Source organism: Burkholderia sp. BC1 (assembly GCF_052683555.1).
Map to the genome: position 1 here is coordinate 22294 of NZ_JBQYLP010000047.1, position 10580 is coordinate 32873.

The 10580-nt window shown below is 64.0% G+C and carries 13 protein-coding genes and 1 pseudogene; all 14 read right to left on the minus strand.

The features are described 5' to 3' along the window. Window positions 1–53: 53 nt before the first annotated feature. On the minus strand, window positions 54–299 hold the full coding sequence (locus tag ACSHSS_RS21105) for a DUF2635 domain-containing protein (RefSeq protein ID WP_445545490.1): 246 nt from the start codon (window positions 297–299) through the stop codon (window positions 54–56). A 26-nt stretch (window positions 300–325) separates the two neighbouring features. Then, a complete protein-coding gene (locus ACSHSS_RS21110) occupies window positions 326–883 on the minus strand; it encodes an ABC transporter permease (protein WP_445545491.1) in 558 nt (185 codons plus the stop codon). Beyond that, window positions 880–1212 (minus strand): head-tail joining protein, encoded by a 333-nt coding sequence (locus ACSHSS_RS21115; protein ID WP_445545492.1) that lies wholly within the window; start codon window positions 1210–1212, stop codon window positions 880–882. The genes ACSHSS_RS21110 and ACSHSS_RS21115 overlap by 4 nt, the downstream gene beginning before the upstream one ends. Before the next feature lie 2 nt (window positions 1213–1214). Further along, window positions 1215–2252: a major capsid protein gene (locus ACSHSS_RS21120; protein WP_206382768.1), complete on the minus strand. Its 1038-nt coding sequence runs from the start codon at window positions 2250–2252 to the stop codon at window positions 1215–1217. 80 nt (window positions 2253–2332) lie between these two features. Then, the gene (locus ACSHSS_RS21125; RefSeq protein WP_445545493.1) at window positions 2333–2989 is read right to left on the minus strand and encodes a head decoration protein; all 657 of its coding nucleotides are present in this window, start codon (window positions 2987–2989) and stop codon (window positions 2333–2335) included. Window positions 2990–3025: 36 nt separating this feature from the next. Further along, window positions 3026–3772 carry a hypothetical protein gene (locus tag ACSHSS_RS21130; protein WP_445545494.1) on the minus strand — a complete coding sequence of 249 codons (747 nt, stop codon included), beginning with the start codon at window positions 3770–3772 and terminating at the stop codon, window positions 3026–3028. Beyond that, entirely contained in the window at window positions 3738–4622 is an 885-nt protein-coding gene (locus tag ACSHSS_RS21135; RefSeq protein WP_105837885.1) for a S49 family peptidase, read from the minus strand. Before ACSHSS_RS21135 ends, ACSHSS_RS21130 begins: the two co-directional genes overlap by 35 nt. Then, window positions 4619–6271 carry a phage portal protein gene (locus tag ACSHSS_RS21140; protein WP_217048034.1) on the minus strand — a complete coding sequence of 551 codons (1653 nt, stop codon included), beginning with the start codon at window positions 6269–6271 and terminating at the stop codon, window positions 4619–4621. Before ACSHSS_RS21140 ends, ACSHSS_RS21135 begins: the two co-directional genes overlap by 4 nt. Beyond that, window positions 6271–6540: a gpW family head-tail joining protein gene (gene gpW / locus ACSHSS_RS21145; RefSeq protein ID WP_217255482.1), complete on the minus strand. Its 270-nt coding sequence runs from the start codon at window positions 6538–6540 to the stop codon at window positions 6271–6273. The genes ACSHSS_RS21140 and gpW overlap by 1 nt, the downstream gene beginning before the upstream one ends. Window positions 6541–6543: 3 nt before the next feature. Beyond that, entirely contained in the window at window positions 6544–7200 is a 657-nt protein-coding gene (locus ACSHSS_RS21150) for a terminase gpA endonuclease subunit (protein WP_445545495.1), read from the minus strand. Between the two features lie 79 nt (window positions 7201–7279). Further along, a pseudogene (locus ACSHSS_RS21155) lies at window positions 7280–8629 on the minus strand (terminase gpA endonuclease subunit); the annotation flags it as partial. Then, the gene (locus tag ACSHSS_RS21160) at window positions 8622–9347 is read right to left on the minus strand and encodes a hypothetical protein (RefSeq protein ID WP_445545496.1); all 726 of its coding nucleotides are present in this window, start codon (window positions 9345–9347) and stop codon (window positions 8622–8624) included. The pseudogene ACSHSS_RS21155 and the gene ACSHSS_RS21160, both read right to left, overlap by 8 nt. A gap of 148 nt (window positions 9348–9495) precedes the next feature. Beyond that, a complete protein-coding gene (locus ACSHSS_RS21165) occupies window positions 9496–10197 on the minus strand; it encodes a hypothetical protein (protein WP_105840552.1) in 702 nt (233 codons plus the stop codon). Beyond that, window positions 10182–10451, minus strand: coding sequence for a hypothetical protein (locus ACSHSS_RS21170; protein ID WP_207996962.1), 270 nt, complete (start codon window positions 10449–10451; stop codon window positions 10182–10184). The genes ACSHSS_RS21165 and ACSHSS_RS21170 overlap by 16 nt, the downstream gene beginning before the upstream one ends. Window positions 10452–10580: the final 129 nt, after the last annotated feature.

Genomic DNA, 10580 nt, shown 5'->3' on the forward strand with positions numbered 1-10580 from the left:
CCCAGAAACGAAAAAACCCGCCGAGGCGGGGTTTCATCTGGGTGGTGGGTGGTTCAGCTGCCGGACTTCTGGGGCGACGATGCAGCCGTCTGGGTCGTCGCTGCGCTCGGAGCGGTCTGCGCGACCAGTACCGCATCTCCATCGCGAACGCGACGGACCCAGTACATATCGTTGTCGTCGACCTTCAAGCCCTGCGCGGGCACCAGTTCGGTGACGATTCCGTCCACCTGCTCGGCGGACAGCAGTCGCTTCGTGATCGGATCGCGCAATACGATGCCGGGTGCGGGTTTGACGTACATGAGGTTCTCCGTATGCGCTCGCGCGCTCAGGTTTGCGGCATTTCGATGATCATCCCGGGCTCGGTCGTACCGTCCGGCATCTTGATGGTCAAATCGAGCTCTTCGAAGGGAACCGCAGGCGGCTGGAAAAAGTCCTCAGGCCCTTGCACATGCTCCATCTCGATCTCGAGCACCATCTCGCCAATCGGCGATTGGCCGTCGCGCGGCACGTGGATAGACGATCGAAACGACGGAAACTGCGACAGGAGGCTCATGATCGGCGGGTAGTTGATGACTGCCGCTTTGATCTGCTCGCGCATCACTTCCAGCTGCTCCTCGACCGCTGCTGCCGCGGCGTCATCCGCCAGCGCAGTTGCCTGCGTGCGAGCGGTAATCCGAACCGTCGTCGTCACGGTAAACGCGGGAGCCCCGTGCGGCCCCCACCCTGCGCCGCTCTCGTCGGGCGTCTGCACAAGCAGCATCGGATACGTGCCGTCCCACGTCGCCCATGTGCGCGGCGAATAGACGTTTGCGCCGGCGCTGGTCGCATTCGGCGCCTTCAACCCGTCCACCGCCAATTCGCGAAGGTTGCTCGAAGTGGTCATTTCAGCCCGAGATCCATGTAAAGCCACCCGAGACCATCGATCGACACGTCCTTCACGACATAGGAAATCCCGTCGATCACGAAAACATCGCTCTGGACCGGGGAACCAATGCCCTGCGAAGCGAACTGCGACGCCTGCATGCCCAACGTCGCAACGTTGATGTTGGCCTGCGCGTCTCCGTTCTCGTCGAAGATATGGTCGGTGATGAGGGTAAATACCCCGAGCAGTCCTGGGAACGCGCCACCGCCCTTCGGACGAAAGGTGACGGCGCGCTCGTCGCCCAACGTCGCGCTGATCGCGGCGTTGAGCGTTCCGTCGAAGTCGATCACGGTCAATCGCCAGCGCGGCCGGTGAAGAGCACTTCCGGACGCGTGCAGATGTGCAGCGGATAGCTGTACGCCTCCATCTTCCACCAGCTGTTCCGGTCACGATCGAAGATCGGAATCACATACGTCGGCTTGCCCGGCGTGTTCACCCATTCGAACGACTCGCCCGGCGCAAGCGCGCGCTGGAAGATGCCCGGCGCACCGACCGGGAAGAACTTCACCTTGTCGTCCGGGATCTTGATCGTCGAGTTGTCGTCCGAACCACGATAGTTGAGCCACGTCACACCAGCGAACGGGAACGCATCGAACGCGGCACCCTGGCTATCGTCGCGCAGGTCCGCGGCCGCCGACCAGTTGACGAACGTGCGGATCACGTCGACGTGGTTCGTGAACTCGTCGTAGAACTCGTCGCCGCACAGCGCGTAGACGCGCGTGTTCGGCGTGAACGCGCCTTGCGCTTTCCGCGCCATCGAGCGACGGATGCCGTTGATGATCGGCCGCAGCGAGTTTTGCGTCTGGTCGTTCAGTTTGAACGGGATTTCGGCCGGCGGAGTGATACCGAACTCGTCAAACCAGTTGTAGATCACCGATCCGTCCTTATCGAGCAGCATGCCTTGGACGGCAGCGAGTCGGTGGTACTCCCACGTGTACTCAATGTTTCGCAGAATACCGGTCGGACCGTACATACGGCGCGCCACTTCGACCTGGACCTGCATCAGTTCGGACTCGGTGCCGAACGCGCGGATGTTCTGGATTTCGTTCGCGTAGATCGTGTCCGAATGCATCAGCCGCGGCACGTCAAAGTACCGCGCCTGGCGTTGCTCCGTCACGCGCTGCACGCCTTCGGCGCCACGCGGCGTGGTCGGAATGATGACGAGTTGCCCTTGGCGCTGCTCGACGGCGAGCGCGGTCGTGCGGATCGGCTCATCATCGAAAATGTTCAGCTCACCGAGGCCCTGCGGCTGATACGGGTACTTGTCGACCGCTGCCGTGAGCTGGATGGTGGTGAAAGCGTCCTGATGGAATACGTCCAAGCTGGCCATTATTGGCTCCAGAAAAAATAATGGCCGCTTACGCGGCCAAGAGGACAATACGGAAAGGGAAAATTTGCGGTGGAAGGGGCTCAGCGCGGGATGATGCCCACCGCGACGAGCTGCGCGCTCGCGCCTGCGATCTGCGACGCGGTTGCGCCGGCAGGCCAGATCAGTTCGCCCGAGTTCACTTCAGCGTCCCGGATCACGACAGTGCCGACCTTGTCGGAGAGCGTGGTATCGACGACATCGAAGGAGATCGCGGCAGCGGTCTGCGTGCCGTCACTCGCGGCGAAATTGAGCGGCACGTAGACACCGTTGACAGCCTCGACCGTGATGTCGAATTCGTCGCCGATGACGAAATCGGTCGTCCCGTCTGCGATCGTGAACTTGATCTGGTTGCTGAACGCCGTTCCGACCGTCGCATTGCCGATGTTGTTGTGGGCCGGGTCCGTCACCTGGAACGTCCCGCCGTTCGCGGCGGCCGCCGTGCAAACCGCCTTGTACACGCCGAGTTGCGCACCGGCGAGCACCGGGGTCGACGCGTCCATCGTGATCGCACCATTGCCGGTGTTCGCCGGCGCCGCCGCGGCGACTGCGACGCCGCCCGATTTGAAGCCGAGGACCTGGCCGGCAAGGATCTTCACGCCGCCGCCCAAGACGACGGCGTCACGCGAACGGTGGCCGCGTGCTTCGCTGACGAGAAATCCGCCGGCGTGGCGGTTCTCGATGAGGGGAGTCTGTCCCATGGTTCCTGTTCCTTGAAGAAGGGTTGAGCTCGAGACTTACCGCGCGCCGCGGGCCCGCGCGAACGCGCGATCCCAGCTGGCCGCGACCGCCTGCTCGCGGGTCGGCGAGTGCTCCGCGCCGGTGCCGAGATTCGGGTTGCGTCGCGCACCGTACGATGCTTGCGGCGCCGGCGTTTCGTTCAACACGCGAATCGCTTGCCGGCGCGTCATGGACGTGTTGAACGCGAGGTTCGCCGCCAGAACGGGATTCTTCCCCGCGGCCTTGCAGCCGAAGATCGCGGCGCAACGTGCACGCTCGCGACGGCGAGCCATGGCCACCGCGCTCTTGCCGCGCATTTCTTCCTCGTCGTCGTCGTCGTTTTCGGCGCGCTCGTCGTCATCGTCGTCCCGGTCGTCGCCGTCGTCCGATTCTGCGCGCCGCCCCTTCTTGCCCTTGCCGCTGTCGTCGCGGTCGTCACGATCGTCCTGATCGTCACCGTCGTCGCCCTCGGCACGCGACCCGCGCTTGCTGTCGCCGTCGTCGCGGTTTTGACCCTCATCGTCGCCGTCGCCCGATTCTGCGCGCCGGCCCTTCTTGCCGTTGCCGCTGTCATCGCGGTCGTCACGATCGTCCTGATCGTCACCGTCGTTTTCCTCCGCCCGCGCCGAACGCGTGGAGACCTTTGCGAGGTGGCCGAACGACAGCCCGGCGCGCCCCATCATGCTGCGAAGCACATTGCTCATGACAATTTCCTGATGGTTGGTTGAATCAGCCGAGCTCAGCGAGCAGGCTGGCAAGTGCATCGTCCGGTGCCATGACGGCATCGGCGAAGCCAACCTCGACGCCAGCGGCGCCAAGGAACGTGCCGGCCTGCGTGCTGCGCACGCGGGCGGCGGTAAGACCGCGATTTCGCGCCACGGTCTCGACGAATAGTTCGCCCATTGCGTCGACATCGGCCTGGATCCGCGCGCGGGCATCCTTCGACAGTGGGGAATACTCGTTCCCGTCAGCCTTGCGGTCGCCGTAATGGATCAGCGTGACGTCGATACCTGCCTGCGAAAGCGCCTTCGAAAAATCCACATGCATGCAGATCACGCCGACGCTGCCGGTACCGCCCGTGCGCGGCACGATGATCCGATCGCTCGCGCTGGCGATTGCATAGGCGGCGGAATAGGCGCTCTCGCTCAAAATCGACCAGATCGGTTTCTCCTCGCGCGCCTCGTAAATCGCATCAGTCAGGTCGAAGCAGCCGGCCACCTCGCCGCCGGGAGAATCGATATCCAGGACGATCGCGCGGACTTCCGGGTCCTCCATCGCCAGGCTCAGCAGGGACCGAATGCCGTCATATCCCGTCATGCCAGACCAGGGATGAAGCGTCCCGAGCTTGTGCACCAGCGTCCCCTGGATCGGAATGCGCGCAACACCTTCCCAGACGTCATAAGGACGCATGTCGACGGGCTCGTCCTCCGCGCCCATGTCGGAGAGAAACGCCTGCGCGCCGCCGCCGGCCAGCGCGATCACGTGGCCATCCGGGCGGAACAACTGCGTAATGCCCAGGCGGTCGGCGAGCGCGGCCATGACGATCTCTGCCTTATGCGGCGTGATCGCGATGGGGACGTTGAAGAGGCGCGTAGCCAGATGCGGAAAGTTCATGCTGCCTGGGGCTCCGGGGGCGGTTCGTCGGAACGCGTCGCGACCTCAGCCCCGCCCCATGCAGGGAGCGGAATGCCGCGTCGCTGGAATTCCTTGATTTCGTGCTCGCGCTGCTCGATCAGTTCTTCGTAGTCGAATCCCTGTTCTGCAGCTTCCTGCTCAAGCGTTGTGAGGGCGCCGTCCATCTTCAGGATCGCGCCCTGCGGTTCCTTCACCGGATCGACCCATCCGCGTGCGGGCCCGAGCCATGAGCAAGCGGCGTAAGCCGTTTCAGCCTCGAGGAAGTCCGGCGCGCCGTTCGGCAGCGGCAGCTCGCCGCGCTCCATCTCTTCTCGCAGCCAGACCGAGTACATCGGCGTGGCCGTGTTTGCCGAGAACTCGAGTCGCCGGCGCACCAGGGTTTTCCAGCTTTCGAGCAATGCGCCGCGAGCGCTCGAATATGTCGTGCGCGTCCAGTCGCCGGTCATCTGCTCAATCGAGATCCCGAGCTGCGTCGAGATCGCGCCCAGCATCTCGTGCGCGAAATCGACGAATCCGCTGTGCGGATGCGCCGCGGCGACTGTCTTGATGTCCTCTCCTGGCGCGAGCGCAGGAATGCGCGAGCCGTTGAACATCGCGGGTCGCTCATCGTTCCACCGTGCGCGAAGCGCCTGGTAGAAGCCGAGCTCGCGGTCCTCGCCAAGCGCTTCCTGTACCTCGTTCGGGTCATACGGACTGGTGACGTACGTACCGATGGCGGCCGCGATGGCTGCAGCCTGCAATTCGATGCCGTAGTAGCGCGCCAGCATCTTGGCGTGCGCGAGAACAGGAGCGAATGCGCTCACGCCCCGATGCTGACCGGCGCGGTCATGTTCGAAGTCGTGGATGACGCGACGCCAGCCGTCCTCGTCTTCGCGCTCGACGCGCTCCCATTCCATGCTCTCGACCGCGTTGTACCAGTCGTTCTGGTGCGCGCGACGGATGTGATACGCGAGCGGCACTCCGTTGTCGTCGATCTCGACACCGCCACGAAGGTGCTTCGTGTCGACCATCTGCATCGGATTCGACAGCCGATCGGGGTCCACGACGAGAAATGCCGTCGCGTAGCGCGCCGCACCACGGCCAACGCGCTCCGGCATCCAGTATGTGACGATCAGGCTTTCGCCATCGATCAGCTTGTGGCGCAACGCCAGCCGCATCTGCTGCGACACCGTGAGCATGCGGGTGACGTCGTTGTACCGACCGAGGTCGTTTGCGTACAGGCGCCAGCGCGCCTCGACCTCACTGCGAAATTCGGCGGCCCACTTCACATCGAACGCCGCGCCGCTGATGTAGCGCAGGGCTCGATAGTCGGGCTTCGCCATCAAGCGCAGCGCAGCGCCGACCGTGTTGTCGAGGATCCGAGTGACGCCGCCGGACGACCGCCCGTCGTTGCGAATCTGATCGCGCGCACGCGCGACCATCCGGTCGCGAAACTGCGTAATCTCGGCGTCCGGCGACCGTATCCACGGCAGCCATGCGCCCATTTCCTGCGTCTGCCAGTCCGCGGCCTCGTAGGGGAAATACCACCGACCTACGCCGCTTTGCATGGGCATGCCGTTCGGGTACTCAGCGCTCGCGCGTCGCAAAGGCTGACCGCGCGAATCGACGAGTACGGGCTTTTTCGTCATCAGAATATCGGTCGGATGTAGCGGCGGCGGTTGATTTGCAGCGCGGGATTGAGCGCCTTCTGCAGGTCGAGAATCCACATGCGAAGGGCCGCCATATCAGCTTGCTGAAAAGTCGCACTTCGCGACCCGCCGCCCTGCGCGTACGACACCGAAACGACCTTGTTGCCACTGCGCAAATCAGCATAGGCTTTTTGGGCGGCGGACAGCATCGATTGCAGCTGCGTGTCGGTCAGCCCATACAGCGGCGATGTGGGATCGGTAGTGGCCATTGGCTATCGGTACTTGAGAACGGCAGAGGACTTCTGTTTCGGCGATGCGCCGACTGGCGCAGGATCGATCGGTTGCGGCGAACCTGGGCCGCTGAGAATCGAGGTATTCGTATCCCAGGGCGCAGCCCACGACGGCGGCTTTTCCCAGTCGATCTTCGAAAGACCATGCAGGTGCGCGACAACGTGCGTCCCGACAAGTTGGTCGAGAGCTTCGTTCCGACGTCCGGAGACCAGCTTTTCCCAGCGTCCGTTTTTCTGGCGCGTTTCCGACGTTAGCTGCTCGAACCACACGTGCGGTTCCTCTGGCGATCGAAGATCGTACGGGAAGTGCACGTACCAGTTGCCCGGCTCGGCTCCCTGCAGCTGCCCCATCAGGTCGTCTTTGAAGCTATTCGGGTTGAACTGTGCGACGGGAACTGCACCACGCGCCGCCACCTTGTTCGCCTGCCGACCGGTGTCCGGGTAATTGACGATCAGCTTCGGTGCCTCGAGGGTCTTCGCGCCCTTCGTCGGCAATACCGTCCACGCATCGCGACCTGAGATCTTGCCGATAAGGCGCACGCGCTTTTCCGACTTGCGCCAGCGCGTCCATGCGGCGTATGCCTGCTGCGTGACCCCAGGGGAACCGCCGCTGTCGAATCCGACGGCGCGAATCGGCATGTGCCGGCCGCTGCCGTCTGCGACCGGGATACGTACGCGCGACCAGCTCGAGCAGTTGATCCCAATCGGCAGCCGACGTGGCGGGATCCCCAGCGATACGCCCGCGATCGATGATCCAGCTTTCGCCGCCGACGCCCCATCCGCGCACCAACCAGTCGAAGTGTGCGATCTGGATATCGATGAAGGCGGTCATGAAGCGCACGCCGTCCGGCACGACACCCAGCTTCAGCTCGCGCTCCGCGCGCTCAGCGAGTACGTTGGCGTCGATCGACCCTACACCGCGCTTCGGCGCATATGGAAATCCGAACTGCTTCACGGTCACCTGACGCAGCGTCAGGTCGTCCCCGCTGACCTCATACTCGCGCTCGGCCTTCACCTTCGCGCGCGCCAGACCGCCGATGCCGCCCAGGACGAACGGCGACATCGCCCCGACGATCCAGAAGCCTGCGCTCTTACGAGCGACCAGCTCGCCGGTCACGACACCGTCCTGCGAGATCTCCTGACCGTCTCCTACCCAACCGCCGAACGGAGACCGATACGCCGCGAGGTTCATCGCGCGCCGATGGCGATCTTCGATCAGGCAGCCGTTCACCGGACACATCAGCCGCGCCTCGCGCTCCACCTCATCAAGCGTGCCATCCTCGGGGTAATGGAGCGCCATGTAGCGCGCAGCGATCGGCACCGGACTCGACCAGGCCCCGCAATGTGGACACGGCCAATACCAGACGCGACGGTCACTGTCCCCGTACATCGCCATGATCCCTGCGGTCCAATCCCGCTCCGGGATCAGGCCACGCGCACGGTCCGGGTGGCTCATCGCGAGCAACATCGACTGCCGGCCGAAGGTCTGGCGTCGCACATCGAGCAGCGCTTTGATGTCGCCGAGCGATTCAGGGTACGCATCCACCTCGTCGGCGACGATCCGCGGTGCGGACTTGTTGATGAGGTTGTTGTGCGCCGCCGACAAAAACTCGACGCGCATCCCATCGAACCGCTTGAAGTGCAGCGAGTCGTCTACCGGACGCGTGCCGAGCTTCATCTTCATCTCGGCGTGACCATCAATCTGGGTGTTGATCCGGCTCTTGACGAAGGCCTCGAGCCCCGGATCGGTCTGCATGTACCAGAGCATGTCGCCCGGGTCGTTTGCGACCGACTTCAACATCCAGTTCTGGGCGATCTCGGTTTTCCCGGACTGCCCAGGCCCGACCACAACCGTGGTCAGGTAATCCAGCCGCGTCAGCGTTTCCATCGGCGCGACGAGGTACGGCGCCTTCTCGTGGTGCCACCGCCCGACGTAACCGCCGCCCTGATTCGTCAGGCGTCTGTTCAGCGCCGCATACTGAGCGACTGTCTCGCGCGCTGGCGGGATAAACGCCGCCAGTGACTCGCGCGCGATCTGGTAGACGTCAGCGTATGCGTGCTCAAGCATCAGGACCCAACAGCACTTTCAGCTCGTCGACCATCGTCGTGCGGAGGTCGTCGGTCAGCTCACGGATGATCTCCGCGTTCTCTTCCGGCAGTCCAAGCTTCTCCACCACCTGATCCGAAAGTCGATCCATACCTTTCCCGAGGTGCACGAGCATCTTCGTGAGCACCTGACGCATCACCTCGGCCTGCACGAGCTCGCCGCGATCGCGGCGCAGCTTGTCCTCCAGGATCTCGGCCTGAACGGCATCGCGCCGCTGCCGAGCCGATTGCTCCCCGCTGTGCACAACCGGTTCCACGCCGGCGGGCGGCACCGCGCTCGCCGGCGGAAGCACAACGTATCGAGCATCCGGATACGGGTTTCCGGTGGATTGCGCGGTCGAAGCGCGCGCCGTTCCGCGTGTTGTCGCGCGCACCGCGGCACCCGTCTCGCCGGCCAGGTACGCCTTCACCGCGGCTAGGTCGAATTCCCATCCGCCGGCGCGCGTCCCTCGCTTCAGGATCGGAAACGACTCGTCGCTGTCGATGCGACGGTCCAGCTTCGGCCGCGTCCACCCGAGCGCTTCAGCGAGCGCCGCCTTTCCGATCGCACCGTCCGTGCCGACCGGTGTAACGCGATCCGGTGTAACGCTTTTACCCTTCCCTTGCGGTTTCGCACCGCGTCGCGTTACACCCGCATCGCTAGGCGCGGCGCGCCTTTGAGCCGCATTCGATGCCGCCATAGCGTGTAACGTGTAACGTGTTTTTTTTGGTCAAAGGAACGGGAAAAACGGGCGCGCGCAATGCCCGCGTTATCGCCCCCTCCAGGAAGGACCCGCCCCCAGGGGGGGGTGGGGTCCGGGGTGACCGGGTGACCTTCCTCCCGTCTCCCTACCGGGACGTTTTCATCGCCGCGGCGAGCGCGTCCTGCATGTCACGGTCGATCCAGCGGTCCACGATCTGCCGCGCCCGCGCGCCCCAGTTCAATCGCTTCTTCACCGGCAGCGCGTCACCGAACCGGATCAGCAACTTCAGCTGACCTCGACCGTTGTTCTTGCTCGCATCCAGCTTGTTCAGCTTGCCCAACCGCTTTCCGCGAGCGTTCAGCAAAGACACCCTCGCAGTATTGGTCGGCCGCTGCCACACGCCGTTGATCGTTTCCCCGGAAGCCGTCTTGACGGCGCCGATGAAAATGTCGGGTCTGCCTTTCAGCATCGCGAGCGTGCCGCGGGGCAGTTGCCCGTACTGATTGAGGCGGATGTTCTTCGGATTCAGCAGCGCGCGGCTGTTTAGCTTGTGCACGCCACCGACCTCGTACGGCTGGAGATAGCTGGCCGCGATGTCCTTCATGAACACGACTGCCGTCGGGTCGTTCTTGCGCGCGCGCTTGATACCGACCGACCGCCGCGTGAACGGTGACGGATTGTCCAGCGTGTCCTCGAGGTTCTTTACTTCCGCTTCAGCGACACGCTGTGCAGTGCGGTTGATGCCCTGCGCGATCGCAAACGGCAGTTGCTTCCGCACCAGATCATTGAGGCCCCGATAGACGTCGCGAGCGTTCGACGTAACGCGAATCGTCAGAACGCCGGCCACGCCGCAGACCGGATTGCGCTGTCCGGCTCCGCATCGAAATACGGGATTGACGGGATCTGCAACGGATCTCGGCCGACCGGGAATACCTGAACGGCGATCTCGACGGGCTCGTCCTCGTAGATGCAGATGCAAATGCCTACGATCGGCCGCACGAAGTACGGCGTGCGCACGATGACAATCTCGCCGAGACGCGGGCCGCCTGAGCCCGCATGGCTCTTGGATTTCGGTTTGCTCATCGTGGACTGGTCCGCCACGGCCGACGAGTCGCCCCGCCGCACCGCATGAATAAAGAAGCCCGCCAGATAGCGGGCAAGCGGCCAACATCACCGCATGGAGGAGACACGTCGAAAACGAAAAAGCCCCGCTCGGCATGCCGGCGGGGC

What these genes read in the sequence shown, in the direction of transcription:
- ACSHSS_RS21105 (WP_445545490.1), bottom strand. Translation starts at nt 299, where the DNA reads ATGTACGTCAAACCCGCACCCGGCATCGTATTGCGCGATCCGATCACG.
- ACSHSS_RS21135 (WP_105837885.1), bottom strand. Translation starts at nt 4,622, where the DNA reads ATGAACTTTCCGCATCTGGCTACGCGCCTCTTCAACGTCCCCATCGCG.
- ACSHSS_RS21110 (WP_445545491.1), bottom strand. Translation starts at nt 883, where the DNA reads ATGACCACTTCGAGCAACCTTCGCGAATTGGCGGTGGACGGGTTGAAG.
- ACSHSS_RS21130 (WP_445545494.1), bottom strand. Translation starts at nt 3,772, where the DNA reads ATGCACTTGCCAGCCTGCTCGCTGAGCTCGGCTGATTCAACCAACCAT.
- ACSHSS_RS21140 (WP_217048034.1), bottom strand. Translation starts at nt 6,271, where the DNA reads ATGACGAAAAAGCCCGTACTCGTCGATTCGCGCGGTCAGCCTTTGCGA.
- ACSHSS_RS21160 (WP_445545496.1), bottom strand. Translation starts at nt 9,347, where the DNA reads ATGGCGGCATCGAATGCGGCTCAAAGGCGCGCCGCGCCTAGCGATGCG.
- gpW (WP_217255482.1), bottom strand. Translation starts at nt 6,540, where the DNA reads ATGGCCACTACCGATCCCACATCGCCGCTGTATGGGCTGACCGACACG.
- ACSHSS_RS21150 (WP_445545495.1), bottom strand. Translation starts at nt 7,200, where the DNA reads ATGCCGATTCGCGCCGTCGGATTCGACAGCGGCGGTTCCCCTGGGGTC.
- ACSHSS_RS21120 (WP_206382768.1), bottom strand. Translation starts at nt 2,252, where the DNA reads ATGGCCAGCTTGGACGTATTCCATCAGGACGCTTTCACCACCATCCAG.
- ACSHSS_RS21125 (WP_445545493.1), bottom strand. Translation starts at nt 2,989, where the DNA reads ATGGGACAGACTCCCCTCATCGAGAACCGCCACGCCGGCGGATTTCTC.